Source organism: Phaeobacter sp. SYSU ZJ3003 (assembly GCF_041300735.1).
Lineage (GTDB): Bacteria > Pseudomonadota > Alphaproteobacteria > Rhodobacterales > Rhodobacteraceae > Phycobacter > Phycobacter gallaeciensis_A.
Genome location: NZ_PXNU01000022.1, coordinates 73,460 through 97,742, shown reverse-complemented (window position 1 = coordinate 97,742; position 24,283 = coordinate 73,460). Strand labels below are relative to the sequence as shown.

Here is a 24,283-nt window from a genome sequence, read left to right as displayed (position 1 = left end):
GCCTAGCGCCGCGCTGTCGCGCGGCGTTTTCCCTTTGCTGAGAGGTGCCTGAAGGGCAGGTCTGCCTTCAGGCACCTGCGCCATTCTATCGGTCTGGTTTCGGCCTCAAGGGGAGCCCGCGCCAAGGCGCGGCAGCTGCGCTGCCCTTGACCCCGAAGCCAGACCTTGGGAGCGGGGCCAAGATCGGGCCGGGGATGAGGTCAGCTTTGCGCCATCAGCCGGGCCACATCCAGCATGCGGGCGGAAAAGCCCCATTCATTGTCGTACCAACCGAACAGACGGATCTGCTGGTCTCCGCACATCCGGGTTTCCGGCGCTGCGATCACCAGTGATTCCGGCCGGGCCCGCAGATCCGAGGAAACCAGGGGCAGATCGGTCCAGCCCAGCACCGGAGAGCCTTCGACGGCTTTCTTCAGCGCGCTGAGGGCGTCAGTTTCGCTGAACGGGGTTTCAAGGCTAGCCACCAGATCGACGGCGGAAACACTGGCGGCAGGCACCCTGACGGCAGCGCCGCTGATCCGGCCCTTCAGCTGCGGTAGGACCTCGTCGATCAGGTGAGTGGCCGAACTGGTGGTCGGAACCATCGACATTGCCGCCGCCCGAGAACGGGCGAAATCGCCGCGGGGCGCATCTACCAGCGGCTGCGAATTGGTGTAGCAGTGGATCGTGGTCATATGGGCCGAAGCAATGCCCGCGAGTTCATCAAGCAGGCGTACCAGCGGCGCCAGGGCATTGGTGGTGCAGGAGGCGTTGGAGACGATGCGGGCGTCTGTCAGCCTATCCTCGTTGGCGCCCAGAACCACGGTGCGTTCGGCGGCGGGGGAGGGGCCGGAGATCAGCACCTTGCGCGCGCCGGCCTGCAGGCCGCGTTGCGCCACGTCCGAGGTGCGGGCGATGCCGGTGCATTCGAGAACCACATCGACACCGGACAGATCGACCTCTGTCAGATCCGCTGCATGGCTGACCGGGATAGTGCGCCCCATCACGTGCAGGCTGGCTTCTCCTGTCTCCACTGGCGCGGGGAAGGGGCCGAATGTGCTGTCGTATTGGAACAGGTATGCGCAGATATCGAGCGGTGCGATATCGTTGATCCGGGCGATCTCGATGCTTTCGGATCCGGGCGGTGTCAGGATCTGGCGCAGGATGGTGCGGCCAATGCGGCCAAATCCGTTGATGGCAATTTTCATGAATTGTTCTCCGGCCCCGGAAATGGAGCGGCGCAGCCGGTCCGGATTGGGGCGATGAATATCTGAATGGGAAGGCAAAAGGGAGCGAGTGGCAGGCGCCGTGCGGCGTCGCGGTGCGCGGTTACCGCGACCGGCAGACCAGATCGGCGTAGTAGACGCCGGAAATCGTGCGCAGCATGCTGTCGCGGCGGACGGTGCAACCGGTGGCGGCCTTGTAGGCGCGCGCAGCCTGACGGGCGCTGATCATTGCAGGAGGGCGGAAGGCTTCCAGCTTGCGGTTCAGCCGCTCGGCCCGGTAGCGACCGGTGCCATCGCCGACAGGGCTGACGATCCAGGTGCGGCCCAGAATTGTAACCTGACTTCCCTGCACCTTCTCCCCGGCTGCGGCGGGTGTGGGGGGTAGCGTCAGCATACCCGCGCCGAGCGTCGCGCAAAGCGCCAGAGTGGGAACCGTTGTGCGGCGGCTGAAAACAAGGCGGGCAAGGGTGCGGGCCGGGGCAAAAGCAAAAGTCATCGGACTGCTCCTGAAGGCAAAGACGTACTCGCAGCCTAGCGTCGCGGCTGCGGTTTGCAATGGGGCGTCCGAGGAAAAGCCGCCGACTCGGCCGTTCAGCGCAGGGGCGTGAGCGGCATATGGCGGTTCACATCCTTGTAAAGCAGGTAGCGGAACCGGCCCGGTCCACCCGCATAGCAGGCCTGTGGGCAGAAAGCGCGGAGCCACATGAAATCACCGGCTTCCACCTCGACCCAGTCCTGATTGAGCCGGTAGACCGCCTTGCCTTCCAGCACATAAAGCCCGTGCTCCATCACATGGGTTTCGGCAAAAGGAATGGTGCCGCCGGGTTCAAAGGTAACGATGGTCACATGCATGTCATGGGAGAGGTCTTCGGGATCCATGAAGCGCGTGGTGCCCCAGCGCCCCTCGGTTCCAGGCATCATATGGGGCGACAGATCCTTTTCGTTGACGGTGAAAAAGGCAGGCGCGGTCAGGCCCGGTGCAGACTGCCACTGTTTGCGGATCCAGTGGAAGGAGGCGGTGTCTGCGGCGGGATTGCGCAGCGACCAGTCGCTGCCCGGGGGCACATAGGCAAACCCGCCTTCCCCCAGCACATGCGCGGTGCCGTCGATGCTGAGCTCGACCTGGCCAGCGGTAACAAACAGGCTGCCCTGCGCAGCCGGATCGGTTTCCGGGGTGTCAGACCCGCCGCCCGGTTGCAGTTCGACGATATACTGAGAGAAGGTTTCGGCAAACCCGCTGAGCGGGCGCGCGATCACCCACATGCGCATGCCCTGCCAGCCCGGCAGCACCGAGGTGACAATGTCCCGCATGGTGCCCTTGGGAATGACCGCATAGGCATCGGTGAACACGGCCCGGTCTGTCAGCAGCTGGTCCTGCCCGGGGTGCCCGCCTGTTGGGGTGAAATAGCTGCGCTCTGTCATGGTGCCGCCGTCCTTTGTGAGGCTGTGATGGGGCGCGGTTGTCCCGCCTGCCACTGTCAGGGCGGGCGGTTACCGCGCGTCAGGAGCGACTATGAGCCGATGCGCGCGCGGGTCCAAGGTGCGGCGTGGTAAAAACATTGTTCAATAATTTTTGAATATGCCCCGGAGCCGCCGCCCCAGGGTGCGAGCGTGCATCGATCAGAGACAGTCCACGGCTTTGGACTGGCGCAGGTCGGCGGCGCAGAGTTGTAATCCCTGCAGCAGATCGCCGGTGTCGGCCTCGGGGTTGTTTCCGCGCGGGACGGAGGCGCCAACCACGATCGGAGTTTGTCCCGGAACGGAGACGGGCACCGCAAGTCCAAGGATGCCTGGTTCGAATTCGCTGTCGGTCAGGCACCAGCCCTGACGACGGGCGAGGTCGACCTGATTGGTGATGTCTTCGGGGTGGGTCAGGGACTGCTCCGTATGGCGCGGTTTATCCGCGCGCGCGACGGCTTCGCCCGCCTCCTCGGGCGGTAGGCAGGCCAGAAGCATCCGTCCGAGACTGGTGTGCAGCAGCGGGATATGCGCCCCCGCAGTAAAGCCGTAGGTGACCGGTCCTTGATCGACGGTGGATTGTGCCAACAGCAGAACCCGGTCCTGATCCAGAATGCAAAGGGTGATGCCGACCTCCAGCTTGCGGGCATGCTGGTTCAGCACCGGCTGAACCCGGTGGCCGAACTGGTTGGCCTGCAGGAAACCGCCCGCGAGCGCCAGAACCCGCGGCGTCAGCGATAGCATGCGGCCGTCCTGCCGCAGATACCCGGCCTGCACCAGTGTCAGGGCCCCCCGGCGCGCAGTTGCCCGGTCCTGTCCGCTGCGGCGCGCGATTTCGGCCAGGGTGAGGCTGGGTGTTTCGGCGTCAAAGGTCGCCATGACGGCCAGACCCTTGGCAAAGCTGGATGAAATGTTCCGGTCCTGAGGAGGTTTGTTCATTCGAAGTCCCAAAGAAGCCGCTCGCCATAAGGGGAACAGGTCTTGACACCGATCCTCAGGCTGCGCAGTAATTGTGCGTATGAACATATATTGGTGCGTAATTCGAACTTCGTCAAGTCACTCGTTGCAGCCTGTTACCTTCGGTTCGAATTATTGCAGACAGGAATAAGGATCCCGCCATGATCAGCCAGGAACTCAACGACAGTCTGACACGCGTCGGAAAGGGGAGCGATGCCGGAGAGGTACTGCGCCGCTATTGGCAGCCTGCGGCGCTCTCGGATGAACTGCAGCAGGGGCGCCCGGTGGTGCCGGTGCGTCTGCTGGGTGAGGATCTGGTGCTGTTCCGCGATACCGAAGGCAAGCTCGGCCTCATCGGGCGGCACTGTCCGCACCGGGGCGCAGACATGTGCTATGGGCGGCTTGAGGATAACGGTCTGCGCTGTCCCTTCCATGGCTGGCATTTCAACCGTTCGGGGCAATGCGTCGAGCAGCCGGGTGAGCCGGAAGGCAGCCGGATGCACGAGAAGATCCAGACCGCGTCTTATCCCGTCGTTGAAAAGAACGGCATCGTCTGGGCCTACATGGGGCCGGGTGAGCCGCCGGAATTCCCCAACTTTGACTGTTTCCGGGCACCCGATACGCATGTTTTTGCCTTCAAGGGCCTGTGGGAGTGTAACTGGCTGCAGGCGATGGAAGTGGGGATCGACCCGGCGCATGCCTCTTTTCTGCACCGCTTCCTGCAGGACGAAGATCCCGCCGACAGCTATGGCAAGCAGTTCCGCGATAAGGCGGGCAACACCGAAATCCCGATGACCAAGTTGCTGCGCGACTATCCGCGCCCGGAAATTCAGGTGGAAGAGGCCGATCACGGGCTGAAAATCACCGCCCTGCGCCACATGGAGGATGGCCGCAGCCACGTGCGGGTCACCAACCAGATCTTCCCCGAGGCGATCTGCATTCCGATGAGCCGGGAAATGACCATCACCCAGTGGCACGTGCCGATCGATGACGAGAATTGTTATTGGTATTCGATGTTCACCAGCTTCGACAAACCGGTGAACAAGGAGCTGATGCGCGAACAGCGCCTGAAGGAGCACGTGTTGCCCAGCTATGCGCCGAAAAAGAACAAGCGCAACGAATACGGCTATAACCCGGCCGAGCAGGAAAGCGAGACCTATACGGGCATGGGGCTCGACATCAACGTGCACGATCAATGGGCAGTTGAAAGCATGGGCGCCATTCAGGACCGCACGCAGGAGCATCTGGGCAAGTCGGATGTGGCCATCATCCGCTACCGTCGTATGCTGCGGGCAGCGATTGCGGCCGTGAAGGAGGGCCGCGAAGCGGATCTTCCGATGGCGGGCGGACTGGACCTTGGCAGCATTTTCGGGCCTATTTCCAATGACTCGATCGCCCAGGACGGCGATTGGCAAAAGGCGGCGGAAGAGGCAGACGATGCGCGCCGCGGCCAGTGCTCCTGGGATGCGAGCGTCTGAACCGTCCCGGAAGTAACGCAACACCACAGCCAGCACCGGCCCCGGTAGGGCCGGATGCATAGCGATGAAAGAGGCGAGATGGCCGAAGATATTTCCACAGGCAAGCTGGCCCGTCTTGGCCTCTTGTCCGATGCATGCCGCGCTGAGGCGGCGGATCTGCTGCAAAGGGTCAGGTCAGAGGGTATAGAAACCGTCCGGGTTCTGTTTGCCGATCAGCACGGCATCCTGCGTGGCAAGACTATCGTGGCCGACGCCTTTGACAGCCTGTTCTCTGCGGGGCTCAATGTGCCTTCGACCCTGCTGTTGAAAGATACCTCGCATCGCACCGCCTTTCCAGTCTGGAGCGAGGCAGATGACGGTCCTGCCAGCCTGATGCAGGGGGCGAGTGATGTGCTGCTGGTGCCGCGTCCGGAGACTTTCCGCGTACTGCCGTGGTCGCCGCATTCGGCCTGGATCCTCTGCACGCCGGTGATGCGCGATGGCAGCCCGGTTCCCTTTGCCTCGCAAACCGTGCTGCAGACGGCGGTGGACCTGCTGGCCGGGCAGGGCATGGCTGCGACGCTGGGGCTGGAGGTGGAGTTTCAGGTCTTTGAGCGAACCGGTGATGCCCGCGAACACGGTCAGTCGGGCATGCCTGGCGCGCCGGTTGAGACCCGCAATCTGGCGCAGGGGTACCAGTATCTGACCGAAACCCGTTATGGCGAAATGGAAAACGTGCTGGATCTCATCCGCCGCAATGCGCAGGGGCTGGGTCTGCAGGTGCGCTCGGTCGAAATCGAAATGGGGCCAAGCCAGGTCGAGCTGACCTTTGCCCCTGCCGATCCGGTGACACAGGCCGACGCGATGGTGATGTTCCGTACCATGGTCAAGGAGGTATGTGCCCGCGAAGGATTGCACGCTAGCTTCATGGCCAAGCCGCGGCTGGAGAACGCGATGGCCAACGGCTGGCACGTGCATCAGTCGCTGCAGGATATCGCCACGGGCCGCAACCTGTTCATGCCACAGGCGGATGGCAGTCTCAGCGCCGAGGCGTCGGGCTGGATTGCCGGGCTGCTGACCCATGCGGAGGCGTCGTCGCTGATGATCGCACCGACGGTCAACAGCTATAAACGTTATATGCCGTTCCAGCTGGCGCCGAACCGGATCCAATGGGGCGCCGACAATCGCGGCGCCATGCTGCGCGGACTGATGGCGCCCGGCGATCCCGCCAGCCGGATCGAAAACCGCGCGCCGGACAGTTCCGCAAACCCCTATTACGCCTTTGCCGCGCAGCTGATCGCGGGCGGCGATGGAATCGCGGCGGGGCTCAAGGCGCCGTTGCCCACGACCTCTCCCTATGGCGAGGGGGCGCAGGAATTGCCGAAATCGCTGGGCGCGGCGCTGGCGGCATTCGAGGCAGGGAGCGATCTGTTCATTGGCGTTCTGGGGGAGGGCTTCACGGGGTATCTGTCCCATCTCAAGCGTTTCGAATGGGATCGTTACCTGAACACCATCAGCGAATGGGAACAGGCCGAATATTTCAACCTGTTCTGAAATCGGCATCAAACTTCCTTGAAAGCGACAGTATTGCTGCCGTTTGCGTCTTGAACGGCGGGCGGTGCGCTGTTAGCTTCGGGGCGCGCAGACGGGAGAACCGCAGCGGAGCGGAATCACCTCGCTCCAACCGGTGCCGAAGGAGCAACCGCCCCGGAAACTCTCAGGCCAAAGGGACCGCCTACGCAGTAAACTCTGGAGAGACCCCGGCGTAGGTACCGGGGCGCCGAAGGGATAGCGATCTCAGGCGCAAGGGACAGAGGGGGCATCGAAGTGTGCAGGCGAAATCTGCGCAGAACTTGGATGCCGGACCCATTCGAACAGATGGATCGGACCGGCCGTGACAACGGGACGGACACGCATGTCTGATGAAACCACGTCTGATTTGAAAAAGACGCCTTTGTTTGCCCTGCATGAAGAGCTGGGTGGCAAGATGGTGCCTTTTGCCGGGTATCTGATGCCGGTGCAGTATCCCATGGGCATCATGGGCGAGCACAAGCACACCCGCGCCAAGGCGGGCCTTTTTGATGTCAGCCACATGGGGCAGGTGATCCTGACCGGGGAGAGCTATCAGGCGGTGGCCGAGGCATTCGAAACGCTGGTACCGATGGACGTGCTGGGCCTCAAGGAAGGGCGCCAGCGCTATGGTCTGTTCACCAACGATCAGGGCGGCATCGAGGACGATCTGATGTTCGCCAATCGCGGTGATCACCTGTTCGTGGTCGTGAATGCTGCCTGTAAAGAGGCCGATATCGCCCGCATGAAGGCGGCGCTGGAACCGGCTGTGACTGTTACCCCCATTATTGACCGCGCTGCTGGCGCTGCAGGGCCCCACGGCCGAGGCGGTTCTTTCGGCGATTGCGCCTGCCGCCGCGGACATGAAATTCATGGATGTGGCCACGCTGGATGCAGATGGGGTCGAAATCTGGGTCTCCCGCTCGGGCTACACGGGCGAGGATGGCTATGAGATCTCCGTACCTGCAGACCAGGCCGAAGCGTTTGCCCGCCGCCTGCTGGCGCACTCTGATGTAGAGCCGATTGGCCTTGGCGCGCGGGACTCCCTGCGCCTTGAAGGCGGTCTGTGCCTTTACGGCCATGACATTGACGCAGAGACCCGCCCGGCGGCGGCCTCGCTCACCTGGGCCATCCAGAAGGTGCGTCGCCCCGGCGGCGACCGCGAAGGTGGTTTTCCGGGCGCCGCGCATGTCTTTGCCGAGATGGCAGAGGGGCCGACCATGCGCCGTGTGGGCCTGAAACCCGAAGGCCGCGCGCCGATGCGCGAAGGTGTGGAGCTGTTTGCTGAGGCCGAGGGCGGCGCGCCCATCGGCAAGATCACCTCTGGCGGCTTTGGCCCCACCGAGGGCGGCCCGGTGGCGATGGGATATGTCCCTGCGGACATGGCCACGCCTGGCACCCGTATCTATGGCGAGCTGCGCGGTAAACGCGCCCCCGTCACCGTTGCAACGCTGCCTTTCGTGGCGGCCAACTTCAAGCGCTGAAACAGAAAAACAGGCGCGTTTGTTCAAAGGGAAAGTGGACATGAAATATACCGAAGAACACGAGTGGCTGCAGGCCGAAGGCGAGATCATCACCGTGGGCATCACCGCCCATGCGGCTGAACAGCTGGGCGATGTGGTGTTCGTCGAACTGCCCGAGGTCGGCAGCGAAGTGACCAAGGACGAAGAGATCGTGGTGATCGAATCCGTCAAGGCTGCCTCGGACATCCTGTCGCCGCTGGACGGCGAGATCGTCGAGATCAACGAAGCCATCGCGGATGAGCCGGGTAAGGTCAACGAAGACCCCGAAGGCGAAGCCTGGTTCTTCAAGATCAAACCGTCCGATCTGTCTCCGATGGACGATTACATGGACGAAGCCGGTTACAAGGCGTTCATCGGCTGATTTCTCATTCCCCGCCGCCAGATCCGGGGGCGGGGAACCACTGCGCTGTGCGAACGGGCCTGCCCGAATAATAGGGTTTTGCCTGAAACATGAACCTGAAGGGGTGCCTCATGTCTTTTGAACCGACGGACTACCTGCCGTATGACTTTGCCAACCGCCGCCACATCGGCCCGTCTCCCGAGGAGATGGACGAGATGCTGCGCGTCGTGGGCGCCGACAGTCTGGATGCGCTGATCGACGACACCGTTCCGGCGTCGATCCGGCAAAAGGCTGCGCTGGATTTTGGTCGCCCGCTGTCCGAGCGCGAGCTGCTGTTCCACATGCGCGAAGTCGCACAAAAGAACAAGGTGATGACCTCGCTGATCGGGCAGGGCTATCATGGCACGGTGACCCCGCCCGCGATCCAGCGCAACATTCTGGAAAACCCGGCCTGGTACACGGCCTACACTCCCTATCAGCCGGAAATCTCGCAGGGTCGGCTGGAGGCGCTGTTGAATTTCCAGACGATGATTTCCGATCTGACCGGTCTGGAAATTGCGAATGCCTCGCTTCTGGATGAAGCCACCGCCGCCGCCGAAGCGATGACCATGGCGCAGCGGGTTGCCAAATCCAAGGCCAAGGCGTTTTTCGTCGACCGCGACTGCCACCCGCAGAACATCGCCGTGATCAAGACCCGCGCCGAACCGCTGGGCATCGAGGTGATCGTCGGCAATCCAGAGAAGATGGACCCCGAGCAGGTGTTTGGCGCCATCTTCCAGTATCCCGGCACCTATGGTCACGTGACCGATTTTACTCCCCATATCGAAAAGCTGCACGCGCACAAGGCAATCGCCGTGGTCACTGCCGACCCGCTGGCGCTGACGCTGTTGAAAGAGCCCGGTGCCATGGGCGCAGATATCGCTGTCGGCTCGACCCAGCGGTTTGGCGTGCCGATGGGGGCAGGCGGGCCGCACGCGGCCTATATGGCGACCAAGGACGCCTACAAGCGCGCGATGCCGGGCCGGATCGTCGGCGTCTCGGTCGATGCCCATGGCAACAAGGCATACCGCCTGTCGCTGCAGACCCGCGAACAGCACATCCGCCGCGAAAAGGCGACCTCGAACGTTTGTACCGCGCAGGCGCTGCTGGCTGTGATGGCCTCGATGTATGGCGTCTTCCATGGTCCCAAGGGGCTGAAGGCGATTGCACAGCGTATCCACCGCAAGACCGTGCGTCTGGCCAAAGGGCTGGAAGAGGCGAACTTCAAGGTCGATCCCAAGGTGTTCTTTGACACCATTACCGTTGATGTGGGCCCGTTGCAGGCGGCAGTCCTGAAATCCGCGGTCGACGAAGGTATCAATCTGCGCCGCGTCGGTGAAACCCGGGTTGGGATCACGCTGGATGAAACCACCCGTCCGGAAACCATCGAAGCCGTCTGGCGCGCCTTTGGGATTGTTCGCAAGGATGATGATTTCACCCCGGAATACCGGGTGCCAGAGAACCTGCATCGGACCTCGGACTACCTGACCCATCCGATCTTCCACATGAACCGGGCTGAGACCGAGATGATGCGCTATATGCGTCGTCTTGCGGATCGCGATCTGGCGCTGGACCGGGCGATGATCCCGCTGGGTTCCTGCACCATGAAGCTGAATGCTGCAGCCGAGATGATGCCGCTCAGCTGGCCCGAGTTCGCCCATATCCACCCCTTTGCCCCGGCAGACCAGACCGAAGGCTATGGTGAAATGGTGACGGATCTGTCCGACAAACTGTGCCAGATCACCGGGTATGATGCGATTTCGATGCAGCCCAATTCCGGCGCGCAGGGTGAATACGCCGGTCTTCTGACCATTGCAGCCTATCACCGGGCGCGCGGCGAGGGGCACCGCAACATTTGCCTGATCCCGGTCTCGGCGCATGGCACCAACCCGGCCTCGGCGCAGATGGTCGGCTGGAAGGTCGTGGTGGTGAAATCGGCCGAGAACGGCGATATTGACCTCGACGATTTCCGGGCCAAGGCTGAAAAGCACCGCGACAATCTTGCAGGCTGCATGATCACCTATCCTTCGACCCATGGCGTGTTCGAGGAAACCGTGCATGAGGTCTGCAAGATCACCCATGAACTGGGTGGTCAGGTCTATATCGACGGCGCCAATATGAACGCCATGGTCGGCCTGTCCCGTCCCGGTGATCTGGGCGGCGATGTCAGCCACCTGAACCTGCACAAGACCTTTGCCATCCCGCATGGCGGCGGCGGCCCTGGCATGGGACCGATTGGTGTGAAATCGCACCTGGTCTCGCACCTTCCGGGCCATCCCGAAACCGGCGGCGAAGAAGGTCCGGTGTCGGGTGCGCCCTTCGGGTCGGCTTCGATCCTGACCATCAGCTGGGCCTATTGCCTGATGATGGGGGGCGCCGGTCTGACCCAGGCGACGCGGGTGGCGATCCTCAACGCCAACTACATCGCCAAGCGGCTCGAAGGGGCCTACGACGTCTTGTATAAAGGTCCCTCGGGCCGCGTCGCGCATGAGTGTATCCTGGACACGCGCCCCTATGCGGACAGTGCTCATGTCACCGTGGACGATGTTGCCAAACGTCTGATGGACAGCGGTTTTCACGCCCCGACGATGAGCTGGCCGGTGGCAGGTACCCTGATGGTGGAGCCAACGGAATCCGAAACCAAAGCCGAACTGGACCGGTTCTGTGAGGCCATGCTGTCGATCCGCGAAGAGATCCGCGATATCGAGGAAGGCCGTATCGACGGGGAGAACAACCCGCTGAAACACGCGCCGCACACGATGGAGGATCTGGTCAAGGATTGGGACCGTCCCTACAGCCGCGAACAGGGCTGCTTCCCGCCGGGCGCCTTCCGCGTCGACAAATACTGGCCACCGGTCAACCGGGTCGACAATGTCTATGGCGACCGCCATCTGATCTGCACCTGCCCGCCGCTGGAGGACTACGCCGAAGCGGCAGAGTAAGGCGCGGTCTTAATTGAAGAAGGACAGCGGGCCCCATTTGGGGCCCGTTTTCTATTGGCGGTTTGCCTTCGGCGGCCGACTATCTCTGTTTGCGCAAGAATACGTTAACCCGCCAAGGAGACGTAAGTGTTCAAAGCGTGGCTTGTCTTGGAAATAATATTTCGCGCCGCTTTCGAGGCGCTTCCACATTGATGCACATTTTATGTGCAGGTCAATTTTTCGCGAAGTTATGACCTTTTTTGCAACCTACAGGCGCGTGAGTGATAAGCACCCGTTAAGACGAATCGACTTCTTTGGCTTGGTACTCAATACTAGGAGCGAAGTATGAAGTTCGGAATTGCAGCATGTGTGTCTGCGTCTCTTCTCGTCTTTTCCAATCCCGCAGTAGCGGCCGAAATTACAGTCATGGCCGGTGATCTGCCTCCGATGATCAATCAGGATGGCACCGGGCGCGAGGCTGAGATTATCTCGGCGGTTCTGGGCCACTGCGGCCACAGCGCTGTTTTCAAGGTGCAGCCTTTTACCCGTCACTGGCAGTCCTTCGAAAAAGGGTCTGGTGATGCGGTGGCCACCGTGCCGCTGGGCATGCCCACAGCCGGGACTCAAACCAAGACCTACATCAACTATCAGAATGGTGTTTCGTTCCTGACCTCTTCAGAGCAGCAGGCCGATGCGCTGTCGGATCTGGATGGCTGGAACATCGTGGCCTTTGAGGGCGCGAGCAACATCATTCCCGGCCTGGATGGGGCAACCGCAGGCTTCAAATCCTATCGCGAGATGGCTGACCAGAAGACCCAGAGCAAGCTGCTCTATGGCAAGCGGGTCGACGGCATTCTGGGCGATGGCATGCTTTTCGCAGAGTTCAGCCGCCAACTGCAGGAAGCTGGTTCTTCCGCTGGTGTCGACGCCAGCCAGCCGCTTGAATTCCGTGCCATCTTTGAACCCAGCCCCTATGTCATGAGCTTCCGAGATCCGGCGATTGCCGCTGATTTCGACCGCTGCTTTGGTGAGCTGGAAGCAGATGGAACCATCCAGGAGATCAACACCCGCTGGACCGACAAATACCGGGACGCGCTGGAAGACAACTACATGTCCTTCTGATCCGCAGTGGTAGCAGGCGTGTTGGTCTAACCCGGCCCGCGCCTGCCACCCTGTGCAATCTGCCTTCGCGGGGGAACGACCCCTTTGCGTGTGGCAGGCGCAAAACCTCTCCTTCGGGAAAACGGGGCGCCATGCGTGGCGCCTCCAAAAAGAATTTTTGAACCCGGAACCCTGCTTGCCGGGGGTGTACGCAGCTCTGCATGCAGCCTGGCCTCAAGATCACTGACACGTTCGTCACCAAACCGGAGCACCATAATGAAACGCCAGCTTTCACGTTTCTTGGGCATGTCCATCAAGAAGAAACTGCTGCTGCCCATCCTCGCCTGCATTGTTGTATCGAACATTGCTTACACCGTCTTCTGGGCGTCCAAGCACAGCAGCGCCTTGATTGACGCCTTCGAGGATGAGGTCGGGCTGGCGCAACGGTTTGTCGGGCCTCCGGTCGCTGCGGCGGTCTGGGATTTCAACAGTGATGCGGCGCAGGGGGTAATCCAGGGCGTGGCGGATATGGAAAACGCTCTGTTCGCGCAGGTCGTGGTCGATGGTGAGACCTTTACCGAGGTGTTCGTGAGCGAGGACCGGCGCGCGGAAGTTACCGGGGCAGTGGAAACCCTGCTGGCGGATCCGCAGGAAGAGAAGACCACCGAGGTCAATCAAGTGGTCTACGTCAAGTTTCCGATCTCCCTCACCGATGGCACCGTTGTGGGTGAAATGGTGATGGGTTTTGACAACAGCGCGATCCAGGACACCGTCTCTGCTCTCTATCTGCAGTCGGCGGTCATCGGTCTTGCGATCTGCCTTGCAATTGGCCTGATCGTCTATTTCTCCGCGGCCTCGGTCACGCGTCCGCTGGACCGGATCGTTGATCGTATCGATGCGCTGCGCAATGGTGACACCGACAGCGCGGTTCCGGAAAAGGCGCGAGGCGACGAGTTGGGGCGTCTGGCTGCTGCGGTTGTCGAATTCGTCGAGGCGATGCGCGCCAATGCCGAGCTTGAGGGGCAGTCCCGCGCTGCCGCGAAGGAGCAGGCAGATGTGGTTCAGGAGCTGGCGAACGGTCTGAACAACCTGTCCAAGGGCAACCTCGGATACCGGATTACCAAGGAAATGAGCGCCGAATATGCCGCGCTGCGCTCCGATTTTAACCAGACTGCCGAAGCATTGGATGACGTGATCGGGCGGGTGCTGAGCACGGTCGGAGATATTGAAGGTCAGATCGGTGAGATGGCGGTTGGCACGGACGAGCTGTCCCGCCGCACCGAAAATCAGGCGGCGACCCTGGAAGAAACTGCGGCTGCACTGGACAATATCACCTCCAATGTTCAATCCGCCACCGAACAGACCAAAGCGGTCGAAGGCACTATTGCCGAAACCACCAGCGAGGCGATGCGCAGCGGCGATATCGTGAAGCGGACCGTCGTGGCCATGCAGGAGATCAATGAGGCCTCGGGCAAGATTTCGGAGATCAACAGCGTGATCGACGATATCTCGTTCCAGACCAATCTGCTGGCGCTGAATGCTGGGGTTGAGGCGGCGCGTGCGGGCGAGGCCGGCCGTGGTTTTGCCGTGGTGGCCTCCGAAGTGCGCTCCCTTGCGCTGAAATCGGCCAATTCGGCCAATGAGATCCGGGAACTGATCCAGAGCAGCTCGGAAAAGGTCAAGATCGGCGTAGAACTGGTTGATGAGGCTGGTAAATCTCTGGACGAGATTATCACCAAGATCCAGTCGGTGTCGACCCTGGCCAGCCAGATCGCGGAGTCATCCGGTGAGCAGGCCTCGACCATCTCCGAGATCAACTCGGGCATGACCGAGCTGGACAGGGTGACGCAGCAGAACGCGAGCATGGTTCTGAAGTCCAGTGAGCAGGGCAAGTCGTTGCAGCAGGCCGCGACCGAGCTGGCGCAACTGGTTGCGCAGTTCAAACCCTCGTCTTCGTCTTTCGCTTCGGCTCCAACGCCCAGTGCCCATGGTGATTGGGATCTCGCGGGGCAGGGCTATGACGATGATTTTGGTCAGGAGCTCATGGCGGGCTAACTCGCTTTTTGCGCGCAGGGTAATCCGTCGCGCCCGGGCCGTTGGCCCGGGCGTTTTTGTGTCTTCCTGGGGTTAGCTGCAGATGTTCTGTAGGCGCACCCAGTCGCGGTCATTGAGAACCGGTTCCAGAACCCGGCCTGCCATCGGATCGGCCTCAATCAGCCCGATGGTGGTCTCTCCGGTGATATCTAGCGCATAGGCGTAAGGGGTGGACGGGATCGCGGTGCGGGCAAATTCGGCCAGCAGCGTCTCATCCGCAACCTCGGGGCGCGGTGTGCTGAGAACCGTTTCAACATAGTGATCGAGTGTCTCGCGTTTCAGCTGTCCCGTGGTCAGAAGCCGGAAAGAGGCCAGCACACCGCCTGATGCCAGCAGTTCTGCCAGCGGGTCCTGCGCCTCGGCCCGGGCCCGTTCGGCCAAAACGGCTCCTGCTGCCACGGCAGGGTCTTCGTGATCCTCGACAAACGTCCGGTTCAAAAGAACGATACCACCCGGCAGGTGCAGGCTGGTGGCAAGGCCAGAGCGGAACACAACAAGACGGCGCACGCCTGTGCGCAGCGCGAGTTTTTCCAGAATGGGCACCGTGTCCGCCGTGCTGCAGGCCTGACCGGTAACTCGCTCAATCCGGCCAAGCAGCGCCTGACCCAGCGCCTTGCGCTTGATATCGGGCACAACGCTGACGGCGTGGTTCTGCAGCGCGCTCGGCAGCCATAGAAATACCACCAGCGCAAGGACGACCAGACTGGCAAGGACGCTTGCCGCGCGCAGGCGCCCGGGATGCGGACGGCGCCTATCAATGGCGGCCCGTACCTTGTCGATCGCCTCGAGCATGGTGGTTTCGTCTTCTGCGATCTCCAGCGTTTCACCGGGATCGCCATCGGGATGAAAGATCGCCGGGAATTCGCCGGGGTTGGCACGTTCGACCGCCGCCAAGGACCAATGCGCCAGTGGGCGGTCGCTCATGTCGGTAATGGTGAGGGTCGCATCCCCAACCGAGATGATCACATCCCGGCGCTGCGCATCAGGGGCTGCGCGCCACAAACCCGCAGCCTCCAGCCGTTCGAAGTCCCTGAGTGCGGTCATTCAGCCTGCCCGTATCATTGCGGTTGTTCTGTTTGCCGCAGGATAGCATGCCTCACGGCAAGGCAGCAAACCGCTTTGCCGCAGATTTCACAACTCAGTGGGGTGCCTTAGCGACCGCCGTGCCTCACGCGGGTTTCAAACCCATACGGGCAAAGATCATCGCCGCCGGGCAAAAGCCGGTGAAGGCCGATTGAAACAGGTTGGCGCCGACAAAGACCGTCAGCCAGACCCAGTTGGGCGACACGAATTGCGTCAGCACCACGGACAGCAACACCATGAAACCGGCAAGCGCCATAACCGCTTTGTTGATCGTCATGTCTTATCCTTTCTGATACGCGCGCCCTGCGGCGCCTTCATATTCAAAAATAAGAATAAGACTTGGTGAATGCAAGAGGCAACCGACGGGCAGGCCCGCCGGTGCCGATATTATTGACCGTTTGCGATCTTGCGCAGCTCAAATTTCTGGATTTTCCCGGTCGATGTCTTGGGCAACTCCTGGAACACCACCTTTTTGGGCGCCTTGAACCCAGCCAGCGTCTCGCGGGAGAAGGCGATCAGCCCGGCCTCATCCACAGATGCGCCTTCTTTCAGCTCGACAAAGGCGCAGGGAACCTCTCCCCATTTGTCGTCCTGCTTGGCCACAACGGCAGCCAGATTGACATCCGGGTGGGCCATCAGCACGCCCTCTACCTCGACCGAGGAGATATTCTCACCGCCGGAAATGATGATGTCCTTGGCACGGTCGGCGATCTGGATATAGCCATCGGGGTGCTGGATCGCGATATCGCCCGAATGGAAGTAGCCACCTTTGAAGCTCTCGGCGGTGGCCTCGGGGTTTTTCAGATACCCCTTCATCACCGAATTGCCGCGCATGACGATTTCGCCCTGATCCTTGGCATTCATCGGGATCTGATGCATGTCGTCATCCACGACGGTGATATGGTCCATCATCGGGAAGGCAACGCCCTGACGCGCCTTGATCGCGGCTCGGCCCTGTTGGTCCAGCGTGTCCCAGCTGCCACCTTTCCACAGGCATTCGGTGACATGGCCATAGGTCTCGGTGAGGCCATAGACCTGCGTCACGTGAAAGCCGAGCTTTTCGATTTTCTCCAGCGTTGCCGGGGCAGGCGGGGCGCCGGCGGTAAAGACCTCGACCGTGTGGTCAAAGTCGCGGCGGTCCTCTTCCTTGGCGTTGACGATGGTGTTGAGCACAATGGGCGCGCCGCCGAAATGTGTGACGCCTTCATCCGCAATCGCGTTATAGACAGCAGACGCGGTAATGTTGCGGCAGCAGACCAGCGTGCCGCCCAGAACCGGCATCATCCATGTGTGGTTCCAGCCGTTGCAGTGAAACAGTGGCACGATGGTCAGGTAGACCGGGTGCATCACCATGCGCCAGGAGATCACCGTGCCCATGGTCATCAGGTAGGCGCCGCGGTGATGATAGACGACCCCCTTGGGACGTCCCGTGGTGCCAGAGGTATAGTTCAGCGCCAGGCTTTCCCATTCGTCCTCGGGCATGATCCAGTCGAAATCATGCGCTGCATTGCCTAGCACGTCCTCATAAACGGAATAGCGGCCCGACGGGGTAAAGCCCGCCTCGGTGTCCGGCACTTCGATCAGGATCGGTCCGTCGCCCTCCATCCGCTCCTTGGCCGCTTCGGCGAGGGCCAGGAATTCGCTGTCCACCAGCGCGACCTTGGCCTCGCCATGCTCAAAGATATAGGCGACCGTGTCCACATCCAGGCGGGTGTTGATGGTGTTGAGGACGGCGCCGCAGGCGGGCACGCCAAAATGCGCTTCGGCCTGGGCGGGCAGGTTGGGGATCAGCGTTGCGACCACATCGCCCGGTTTCACGCCCATCCCCGCCAGCGCCGAGGCCAGCCGCGTGCAGCGGTCGTAATAGGCGGCATAGGTCTTGCGGTGCTTGCCATAGACCACCGCCGGAACGTCCGAAAACACATGCGCGGCCCGACGCAGATGCGACAGCGGGGTCAGCGGAACATAGTTTGCCGCATTTTTTTCCAGTCCCGTTTCATCCTGCATCCAGCCCATGAATTTTCCTCCCATGATTCTGCGCCGTGTCGCTTAGAGGACAGATATTGCCGAAAGTTACTTTCATTGAAAGAGATATGAAACAATTGACCATTCCCCCTGGCGTGGCAGGCAGCCAGACCACAGCCGCGCAGGCGATGCTGGCCGCCATGGCCATCATCGGTATCAGTGACAATGCCGTGCCGCTCATGGCGGAGCAGATCGGAATCTGGCAGTTCTACTTGTTGCGTACGGTCATCACCCTGCCGTTGATCTGGGTCATGATGCGTGCCGGCCTGGGCGGGCTACGGCCTCAGCGGCTGGGGCCGGTGGCGCTGCGGGGCTTTCTGGTGGCGGTGTCGATGGTGTTCTACTTTTCAGCCGTCGCGCTGATGCCGCTGGCGCAGGCGCTGGCCGGGCTCTTCACCTCGCCGATCCTGATCGTGCTGATCTCGGTGCTGTTCCTGAAGCACCGTATTGGCCCGGTCCGCATCGGGGCGGTGGTGCTGGGGTTTGTCGGTGTGCTGTGCGTGTTGCAGCCGGACCTGTCCGATTTCGACTGGCTGATCCTGCTGCCGATCTGTGGCGGGCTGTTCTACGCGCTGGGATCTATGGCGACCGGGCTGATGTGCCGGGGCGAAAGCACGGTGTCGATGCTCTTTGCCATGCTGCTGGTGCAGGCGGTGATCGGGGCTGTGGCCCTAGGCGGGCTCACGATCTGGCCACTGCCAGTGGCCGAGGGCGCCGATGGGTTTGTGACCCGGGGCTGGGTTTGGCCAGTGTGGGAGATTTCGCATTGGCTGCTGCTACAGGGGATGGCTTCGGTCGTCGGGGTGTTCCTGATCACCAAGGCCTATCAGCAGGGCGAGGCGTCTTATGTTGCAGTCTTCGAATATTCGGTGATCATCGTCGGACCCGCCTTTGCCTGGCTTGTGTTCGGTCAGACGCTGGATCTGCTGCAGATGGCGGGGATCGGACTGATTGTGCTGGCCGGGGCTACACTGGCCCTGCGCGGATCGTAAATCGCAGCGCTCCGCCGTTTTCTTTTTGTCCGCAACTGCATAGGCTGGGGTCATGATCCTGTCCCCCGGCCGCAACTTCGTTTTTATTCATATCCCAAAAACCGGGGGCACCTCTCTGTCGTTGGCGCTGGAGGCGCGGGCGATGAAGGACGACATGATGCTGGGGGATACGCCCAAGGCGCGCAACCGGCGGCGGCGGCTGAAGGACGTGCAGACGCGGGGTAGGTTGTGGAAACATTCCACCCTCGCAGATATCGAAGGGCTGCTGCCGGAGGACCAGATGAGGGGCCTTTTTGCCTTTACTCTGGTGCGCAATCCCTTTGATCGGGCGGTCAGCTATTACCACTGGCTGCGGGACCAGACGTTCGATCATCCCGCAGTCACGCGATCCAAGGCCTTGGATTTCCGCGAATTTATCCTGCATTCCGATACGCTTTCGGCGTTTCGTGCGCATCCGCCGCGTTCCTACATGCGCCATGCGGACGGGAGCGAACAGTGTCAGGCCTATATCCGCATCGAGTATTTTGAGAAGGATGCTGAGCCGCTGTTTGATCATCTCGGCTTTCGGCTGGACCTAGAGCGGGCCAATGCCTCGGTCCGGGCGCGGGATTGGCGGGAATATTACGATCCTCAAAGTCGCGCCGCACTGGCGGCAAGCTGCGCTGAAGAAATCGAACAATTTGAATATTCTTTTAACGTTTAACCTTTACCTCTGTTTAAGACGGGCAAAACCGCCCGCGCGAAACGGATGTAACAGGCTAAACGGCGCAGGGGACAGGCACCCCGGACCGAAAGGCCGGAAAGGATCGCAGATGCTTGATTGGTTCCAGAAACGCAGCAACCCTTTTTCCGAGGGCGCGGCGCCGATGGTGTCGGTTGGGCAGGGTGGTTTTCTGGCCGGAACCCATGCGGCGTCGAACCTGGGCTGGCGCCCGGTCGAGGCGTTGACTGTCGGCGACCAGCTTTTGACCTTTGATCATGGCATGCAGCCACTGGTCGAAGTGCGGCGCGAAACGGTGCTGGTGGGTGAAGGCGACGTGGATCCGGTGTTCTGCCCACTGCTGGTGCCGCAGGACGCGCTGAACAACCGCGTGCCGATGTATCTGATGCCGGATCAGGGCGTTCTGATAGAAAGTGATCTGGTCGAGGACGCCCATGGCGATCCCTTTGCCGTGGTTCCCGCCTGTGCGCTGGACGGCTATCGCGGTATCCGCCGCCTGCATCCAGGCGAGCGGATGGAGTTGATCATCCCCCGCTTTGCCCGGGACGAGGTGATCTATGTGGAGGCTGGCTTCCTTGGCTTTGCACCGATGCAAGGCGATCTGCTGAATGGCGCCGCCGCACCTGAGTTCTACAATGTGCTGTCGGCAGCCGAGGCGCGCGATCTTGTGCTGGCCATGGCTGCAGCAGAGCAACTTGGGGGTTTTGGTGCTGGCCCCACGATTGACCCTTCGGGAGCTCCGTCTGACCCTTCGGGAGCTCCGTCCCTGATCTGAGGTTTCGCCCGATAAAAAACTGGGTGAGCCGGTCAGGGCTTATATTTTACTATAAAGCCTTACCAAGAAACAAAAATGGCCGACCCGGTTTGGGGTCGGCCATTTCGTTTGTTGAGTGCCCAATCTTAAGCAGCGGCGGCTGCATCCGGATTGAACCGGCCATAGAAGGTCTGACCCTTCTCCGCCATCTCCCGCAGCAAAGCCGGGCAGGTAAATCGTTCACCGTAGGCTTCGGTCAGCTGATCGCAGCGTTCGGCAGCATAGGGCGTGCCGATGATGTCGAGCCAGCTGAGCGGGCCGCCGGACCAAGGCGCAAAGCCCCAAGCCAGGATTGCGCCCACGTCGCCTTCGCGAATATCCATCAGAACGCCTTCTTCCAGCGCGCGCACGGCTTCCAGCACCTGCGCAAACATCAGGCGTTCCTGCACTTCGATCAGATCGGGCTGGTCTTCGGCCAGCGGGTATTTCTCCTGCATGCCTTTCCAGTATTCGACCCGCTTGCCCTTTTCGTCATAGTCGAAGAAGCCGGCATTGGATTTGCGGCCCAGACGACCCAGACCTTCCATCCAGAAGATCAGATCATCCGCCGGGCTGTCGGGATAGGCGTCGCCCATGGCAGCCTTGGTTGCGCGGGCGATCTTGGCACCCAGGTCGATCGAGGTCTCGTCGTTGAGCTGGATCGGACCCACCGGGAAGCCCAGCTGACGCGCTGCATTGTCGATCAGCACGGGCGACACGCCCTCGGTGATCATACGCAGACCTTCGTTGATATAGGGAATGATGCAGCGGTTGGCGTAGAAGAAACGCGCATCATTCACCACGATCGGGGTCTTGCGGATCTGGCGCACATAGTCGAGCGCCTTGGCCACCGCGCGATCACCGGTTTCCTTGCCCTTGATGATCTCAACCAGCAGCATCTTCTCAACCGGAGAGAAGAAGTGGATGCCGATGAACTGCTCAGGACGGCTCGACGCCTTGGCCAGATCGGTGATCGGCAGGGTCGAGGTGTTGGAGGCAAAGATACAATCCTCGGGGATGACCGCCTCGACCTTCTGGGTCATCTCGGCCTTGACGGCTGGATCTTCGAATACCGCTTCGATGATCAGATCGCAGCCCTTCAACGCGTCCAGATCCGGCGTTGCATTGATCAGGCCCAGCATCGCCTCTTTCTTCTCGGCAGTGACCTTGCCGCGCTTGATGCCCTTGTCGAGATAGGCTTCGGTATAGGCCTTGCCCTTGTCGGCTGCGGCCTGATCGCGGTCCACCAGAACCACTTCCATACCGGCCTGCGCCGAAACCAGCGCAATGCCCGCGCCCATCATGCCCGCACCCAGAACGCCGAGTTTCTTGACGCGCTGATCGGGCACGTCCTTGGGCCGCACGGCACCTTTTTCCAGGGCTTCCTTGTTGAGGAACAGCGAACGGATCATCGCGCCCGAGGAGGGGTTCATGATCACGGAGGTGAACCAGCGGGCCTCGATCTTCAATGCCGTGTCGAAATCGACGAGCGCGCCTTCATAGACCGCCGAGAGCAGCGCCTTGGCCGCCGGGAAGGCGCCTTGCGTCTTGCCGTTGATCATCGCCGAAGCGCCAACGAAGTTCATAAAACCAGCCGGGTGATAGGGCGCGCCGCCGGGCATCTTGTAGCCCTTGGCATCCCAGGGTTTAACAAGGTCTGCGGGTTTGGCATTCAGCACCCATTCTTTCGCGGCGGCGACGGGATCGGCTGCGATCTCATCGATATAACCGGCACTCTTGGCCTTTTTCGCGTCCAGCATCTTGCCTTCGAGCAGCAGCGGTGCGGCTGCGATGGCGCCCACCTTGCGTACCATGCGGGTGGTGCCGCCGGCGCCGGGGAAGATACCGATCAGGATTTCCGGAAGACCATATTTCGCCTTGGGGTTTTCCGCGGCAAAGACGCGGTGCGTGGACAGCGGCAGCTCCATGCCGATGCCCGCGGCGGTGCCGGGCAGGGCGGTGGCAATCGGCTTGCCGCCCTTCTTGGTCTTGGGGTCCATGCCTGCCAGCTCGATCTTGCGCAGTAGGGCATGCATTTTCATGATGCCGTCAAAGACGCCGCGTGCGGGATCGTCTCCGGCTTCTTCCTTCATCACCGCCAGCAGGTTCAGGTCCATGCCGCCGGCAAAGGAACCTTCCTTGCCCGAGGTGATCACGATGCCTTTGACCGCGTCGTCGGCCAATGCGTCGTCGATGGCGGCTTCCAGTTCCATGAGCCCGTCAAAGGACATCACGTTCATGGTCTTGCCCGGCACGTCCCAGGTGATGGTTGCGACGCCGTCGGCGTCCTTGGAAAGCGTAAACTCAGTCATGTTTCGTCTCCGATCTGGTCAGCCGTCATCGGGCTGCCGTCCTTGCGGGTGAAGTTGAAGCCATTGGCGTCGTCCTTCACCATCATGTCTATGTCGCTGTAATAAGCGGTCTCTGTTTCGGTGCGCGTGCCCACCACCAGGAAGGTGGCCGGCGCGTCGGTGTTGTTTTTCAGGTGATGGCCGTTGGCATCTCCTGCAGGAAAAGTGGCGCAGTCGCCGGGGTGCAGCTCGGTTTCCCCGTGATCATCGATCAGGGTGCAGACGCCGGATGTGACCATCAGGAATTCGTCCTGCTCCATGTGGTAGTGGCGCAAGGACGACAGGCCACCCGGTTCCAGCTGAACAAGGTTCACGCCAAACTGCGTGAGGCCACCCGCATCGCCCAAGCGCTGGCTGGAGCGACCTGCGACCGCCTCTGCCAGCTTGCCGGGGTAGGCGGAGCCGGTCCGCCAGGGGATATCGGCCAGGTTCAGCTTGGGCATCAGACGCGCTCGATGATGGTGGCGGCACCCATGCCGGATGCGATGCAGAGCGTCGCGAGACCAACTTCCTTGTCGGTGCGCTCCAACTCGTCCAGCAGCGTGCCGATGATCATCGCGCCGGTGGCGCCCAGCGGGTGGCCCATGGCGATGGAGCCGCCGTTGGGGTTCACGATGGCAGGGTCCACGTCAAACGCCTGCTGGAAGCGCAGCACGACCGAGGCGAAGGCTTCGTTCACTTCGAACAGGTCGATGTCGCCGATTGCCATGCCGTTGTCGGCAAGGATCTTCTGCGTTGCGGGCACGGGGCCGGTCAGCATGATGGTGGGATCGGTGCCGATCTTGGTCGTCGCCTTGATGCGGGCGCGGGGTTTCAGGCCGTATTCCTCGCCGAACTCCTTGTTGCCGATCAGAACGGCGGCAGCGCCATCGACGATGCCAGAGGAGTTGCCCGCGTGGTGGATATGGTTGATCCGCTCCAGGTGCGGGTACTTCAGCTTTGCCACAGCATCAAAGCCGGGCATCTGTTCACCCATCATCTGGAACGAAGGGTTCAACGCACCAAGGCTCTGCATGTCGGTCTGGGGGCGCATGTATTCGTCGCGGTCCAGAATGGTCAGACCGTTCTGATCGGTGACGGCGATCACCGACTTGTCGAAACGGCCATCGTCCCAGGCTTCCTTGGCGCGGCGCTGCGATTCAACGGCCAGCGCATCGGCCTGCTCACGCGAAAAGCCGTATTCTGTGGCGATGATATCGGCCGAGATGCCTTGCGGGACGAAATAGGTTTCCATCGCAACCGAGGGATCCACGGCGATGGCCGCGCCATCGCTGCCCATGGCAACGCGGCCCATCATCTCAACGCCGCCAGCGATATAGGCCTTGCCTGCGCCGCCCTTCACCTGGTTGGAGGCCAGGTTCACGGCCTCCATGCCCGAGGCGCAGAAACGGTTGATGGCGAGGCCCGGAATGCTTTCGTCCAGATCCGAGGCCAGAACCGCGGTGCGTGCAAGGCAGCCGCCCTGTTCCATCACCTGGGTGACGTTGCCCCAGATCACGTCCTCGACGGCGTGACCATCCAGGTTGTTGCGCGCCTTCAGGGCGTTCAGTGTCAGCGCGGACAGGCGCACCGAGGTCACCTCGTGCAGGGAGCCGTCCTTGCGGCCCTTTCCGCGCGGGGTGCGGATCGCGTCATAGATATAAGCTTCGGTCAT

19 protein-coding genes, 1 pseudogene and 2 riboswitches are annotated in these 24,283 nt (G+C 61.5%); of the genes and pseudogenes, 10 read left to right on the top strand and 10 right to left on the bottom strand.

Translation table 11 applies throughout. The features are described 5' to 3' along the window. Positions 1–200: 200 nt before the first annotated feature. The 4 genes from C6W91_RS09965 to C6W91_RS09950 all read right to left on the bottom strand — a co-directional run bounded on the left by C6W91_RS09965 (position 201) and on the right by C6W91_RS09950 (position 3,602). Positions 201–1,187 carry a type I glyceraldehyde-3-phosphate dehydrogenase gene (locus C6W91_RS09965; protein WP_274867593.1) on the bottom strand — a complete coding sequence of 329 codons (987 nt, stop codon included), beginning with the start codon at positions 1,185–1,187 and terminating at the stop codon, positions 201–203. 121 nt (positions 1,188–1,308) lie between these two features. Further along, positions 1,309–1,701: a hypothetical protein gene (locus C6W91_RS09960; protein ID WP_274827877.1), complete on the bottom strand. Its 393-nt coding sequence runs from the start codon at positions 1,699–1,701 to the stop codon at positions 1,309–1,311. A 95-nt stretch (positions 1,702–1,796) separates the two neighbouring features. Then, the gene (locus tag C6W91_RS09955) at positions 1,797–2,627 is read right to left on the bottom strand and encodes a bifunctional allantoicase/(S)-ureidoglycine aminohydrolase (RefSeq protein ID WP_274867592.1); all 831 of its coding nucleotides are present in this window, start codon (positions 2,625–2,627) and stop codon (positions 1,797–1,799) included. A gap of 198 nt (positions 2,628–2,825) precedes the next feature. Beyond that, complete coding sequence (locus tag C6W91_RS09950; RefSeq protein ID WP_065273328.1) at positions 2,826–3,602, bottom strand: IclR family transcriptional regulator; 777 nt, start codon at positions 3,600–3,602, stop codon at positions 2,826–2,828. 179 nt (positions 3,603–3,781) lie between these two features. Here C6W91_RS09950 and C6W91_RS09945 point away from each other — a divergent pair, with 179 nt between their 5' ends. The 7 genes and pseudogenes from C6W91_RS09945 to C6W91_RS09915 all read left to right on the top strand — a co-directional run bounded on the left by C6W91_RS09945 (position 3,782) and on the right by C6W91_RS09915 (position 14,625). Then, positions 3,782–5,098: an aromatic ring-hydroxylating dioxygenase subunit alpha gene (locus C6W91_RS09945; protein ID WP_065273329.1), complete on the top strand. Its 1,317-nt coding sequence runs from the start codon at positions 3,782–3,784 to the stop codon at positions 5,096–5,098. A gap of 78 nt (positions 5,099–5,176) precedes the next feature. After that, positions 5,177–6,631: a glutamine synthetase family protein gene (locus tag C6W91_RS09940; RefSeq protein WP_274867591.1), complete on the top strand. Its 1,455-nt coding sequence runs from the start codon at positions 5,177–5,179 to the stop codon at positions 6,629–6,631. Positions 6,632–6,713: 82 nt separating this feature from the next. After that, positions 6,714–6,821: riboswitch (glycine riboswitch) on the top strand. A gap of 3 nt (positions 6,822–6,824) precedes the next feature. Then, positions 6,825–6,893: riboswitch (glycine riboswitch) on the top strand. 99 nt (positions 6,894–6,992) lie between these two features. Beyond that, a pseudogene (gene gcvT / locus C6W91_RS09935) lies at positions 6,993–8,130 on the top strand (glycine cleavage system aminomethyltransferase GcvT). A gap of 40 nt (positions 8,131–8,170) precedes the next feature. Then, the gene (gene gcvH, locus C6W91_RS09930) at positions 8,171–8,530 is read left to right on the top strand and encodes a glycine cleavage system protein GcvH (protein WP_065273332.1); all 360 of its coding nucleotides are present in this window, start codon (positions 8,171–8,173) and stop codon (positions 8,528–8,530) included. 110 nt (positions 8,531–8,640) lie between these two features. Then, positions 8,641–11,490, top strand: a complete 2,850-nt coding sequence (gene gcvP, locus C6W91_RS09925; protein WP_274867589.1) for an aminomethyl-transferring glycine dehydrogenase — start codon at positions 8,641–8,643, stop codon at positions 11,488–11,490. Between the two features lie 324 nt (positions 11,491–11,814). Next, entirely contained in the window at positions 11,815–12,591 is a 777-nt protein-coding gene (locus tag C6W91_RS09920; protein WP_274827884.1) for a transporter substrate-binding domain-containing protein, read from the top strand. A 255-nt stretch (positions 12,592–12,846) separates the two neighbouring features. Continuing rightward, positions 12,847–14,625, top strand: coding sequence for a methyl-accepting chemotaxis protein (locus tag C6W91_RS09915; RefSeq protein ID WP_274867588.1), 1,779 nt, complete (start codon positions 12,847–12,849; stop codon positions 14,623–14,625). Positions 14,626–14,697: 72 nt separating this feature from the next. On the opposite strand, the gene C6W91_RS09910 is transcribed toward C6W91_RS09915, so the two are convergent. The 3 genes from C6W91_RS09910 to C6W91_RS09900 all read right to left on the bottom strand — a co-directional run bounded on the left by C6W91_RS09910 (position 14,698) and on the right by C6W91_RS09900 (position 17,763). Continuing rightward, on the bottom strand, positions 14,698–15,708 hold the full coding sequence (locus C6W91_RS09910; RefSeq protein ID WP_065273336.1) for a hypothetical protein: 1,011 nt from the start codon (positions 15,706–15,708) through the stop codon (positions 14,698–14,700). A gap of 124 nt (positions 15,709–15,832) precedes the next feature. Then, the gene (locus C6W91_RS09905; protein WP_065273337.1) at positions 15,833–16,024 is read right to left on the bottom strand and encodes a DUF2892 domain-containing protein; all 192 of its coding nucleotides are present in this window, start codon (positions 16,022–16,024) and stop codon (positions 15,833–15,835) included. Between the two features lie 110 nt (positions 16,025–16,134). Beyond that, a complete protein-coding gene (locus C6W91_RS09900; protein ID WP_274867641.1) occupies positions 16,135–17,763 on the bottom strand; it encodes an AMP-binding protein in 1,629 nt (542 codons plus the stop codon). 77 nt (positions 17,764–17,840) lie between these two features. Here C6W91_RS09900 and C6W91_RS09895 point away from each other — a divergent pair, with 77 nt between their 5' ends. From C6W91_RS09895 to C6W91_RS09885, 3 genes are all read left to right on the top strand, one after another. Next, complete coding sequence (locus C6W91_RS09895; RefSeq protein ID WP_274867587.1) at positions 17,841–18,764, top strand: DMT family transporter; 924 nt, start codon at positions 17,841–17,843, stop codon at positions 18,762–18,764. A gap of 52 nt (positions 18,765–18,816) precedes the next feature. Beyond that, positions 18,817–19,467, top strand: coding sequence for a sulfotransferase family 2 domain-containing protein (locus tag C6W91_RS09890; RefSeq protein WP_274832076.1), 651 nt, complete (start codon positions 18,817–18,819; stop codon positions 19,465–19,467). A 109-nt stretch (positions 19,468–19,576) separates the two neighbouring features. Then, the gene (locus C6W91_RS09885; protein WP_274867586.1) at positions 19,577–20,260 is read left to right on the top strand and encodes a Hint domain-containing protein; all 684 of its coding nucleotides are present in this window, start codon (positions 19,577–19,579) and stop codon (positions 20,258–20,260) included. A gap of 125 nt (positions 20,261–20,385) precedes the next feature. Here C6W91_RS09885 and C6W91_RS09880 read toward each other — a convergent pair whose 3' ends face one another. The 3 genes from C6W91_RS09880 to C6W91_RS09870 are packed head-to-tail and all read right to left on the bottom strand — an operon-like array spanning position 20,386 to position 24,283. After that, positions 20,386–22,590: a 3-hydroxyacyl-CoA dehydrogenase NAD-binding domain-containing protein gene (locus C6W91_RS09880; RefSeq protein ID WP_274867585.1), complete on the bottom strand. Its 2,205-nt coding sequence runs from the start codon at positions 22,588–22,590 to the stop codon at positions 20,386–20,388. After that, positions 22,587–23,072 carry a cupin domain-containing protein gene (locus C6W91_RS09875; RefSeq protein WP_274833835.1) on the bottom strand — a complete coding sequence of 162 codons (486 nt, stop codon included), beginning with the start codon at positions 23,070–23,072 and terminating at the stop codon, positions 22,587–22,589. The genes C6W91_RS09880 and C6W91_RS09875 overlap by 4 nt, the downstream gene beginning before the upstream one ends. Beyond that, the gene (locus tag C6W91_RS09870; RefSeq protein ID WP_274827891.1) at positions 23,072–24,283 is read right to left on the bottom strand and encodes an acetyl-CoA C-acetyltransferase; all 1,212 of its coding nucleotides are present in this window, start codon (positions 24,281–24,283) and stop codon (positions 23,072–23,074) included. Before C6W91_RS09870 ends, C6W91_RS09875 begins: the two co-directional genes overlap by 1 nt.

Bases quoted from the DNA above. Each gene is read 5' to 3' on its own strand.
- C6W91_RS09965 (WP_274867593.1), bottom strand. From the start codon at position 1,187: ATGAAAATTGCCATCAACGGATTTGGCCGCATTGGCCGCACCATCCTG.
- C6W91_RS09960 (WP_274827877.1), bottom strand. From the start codon at position 1,701: ATGACTTTTGCTTTTGCCCCGGCCCGCACCCTTGCCCGCCTTGTTTTC.
- C6W91_RS09955 (WP_274867592.1), bottom strand. From the start codon at position 2,627: ATGACAGAGCGCAGCTATTTCACCCCAACAGGCGGGCACCCCGGGCAG.
- C6W91_RS09950 (WP_065273328.1), bottom strand. From the start codon at position 3,602: ATGAACAAACCTCCTCAGGACCGGAACATTTCATCCAGCTTTGCCAAG.
- C6W91_RS09945 (WP_065273329.1), top strand. From the start codon at position 3,782: ATGATCAGCCAGGAACTCAACGACAGTCTGACACGCGTCGGAAAGGGG.
- C6W91_RS09940 (WP_274867591.1), top strand. From the start codon at position 5,177: ATGGCCGAAGATATTTCCACAGGCAAGCTGGCCCGTCTTGGCCTCTTG.
- gcvH (WP_065273332.1), top strand. From the start codon at position 8,171: ATGAAATATACCGAAGAACACGAGTGGCTGCAGGCCGAAGGCGAGATC.
- gcvP (WP_274867589.1), top strand. From the start codon at position 8,641: ATGTCTTTTGAACCGACGGACTACCTGCCGTATGACTTTGCCAACCGC.
- C6W91_RS09920 (WP_274827884.1), top strand. From the start codon at position 11,815: ATGAAGTTCGGAATTGCAGCATGTGTGTCTGCGTCTCTTCTCGTCTTT.
- C6W91_RS09915 (WP_274867588.1), top strand. From the start codon at position 12,847: ATGAAACGCCAGCTTTCACGTTTCTTGGGCATGTCCATCAAGAAGAAA.
- C6W91_RS09910 (WP_065273336.1), bottom strand. From the start codon at position 15,708: ATGACCGCACTCAGGGACTTCGAACGGCTGGAGGCTGCGGGTTTGTGG.
- C6W91_RS09905 (WP_065273337.1), bottom strand. From the start codon at position 16,024: ATGACGATCAACAAAGCGGTTATGGCGCTTGCCGGTTTCATGGTGTTG.
- C6W91_RS09900 (WP_274867641.1), bottom strand. From the start codon at position 17,763: ATGGGCTGGATGCAGGATGAAACGGGACTGGAAAAAAATGCGGCAAAC.
- C6W91_RS09895 (WP_274867587.1), top strand. From the start codon at position 17,841: ATGAAACAATTGACCATTCCCCCTGGCGTGGCAGGCAGCCAGACCACA.
- C6W91_RS09890 (WP_274832076.1), top strand. From the start codon at position 18,817: ATGATCCTGTCCCCCGGCCGCAACTTCGTTTTTATTCATATCCCAAAA.
- C6W91_RS09885 (WP_274867586.1), top strand. From the start codon at position 19,577: ATGCTTGATTGGTTCCAGAAACGCAGCAACCCTTTTTCCGAGGGCGCG.
- C6W91_RS09880 (WP_274867585.1), bottom strand. From the start codon at position 22,590: ATGACTGAGTTTACGCTTTCCAAGGACGCCGACGGCGTCGCAACCATC.
- C6W91_RS09875 (WP_274833835.1), bottom strand. From the start codon at position 23,072: ATGCCCAAGCTGAACCTGGCCGATATCCCCTGGCGGACCGGCTCCGCC.
- C6W91_RS09870 (WP_274827891.1), bottom strand. From the start codon at position 24,283: ATGACCGAAGCTTATATCTATGACGCGATCCGCACCCCGCGCGGAAAG.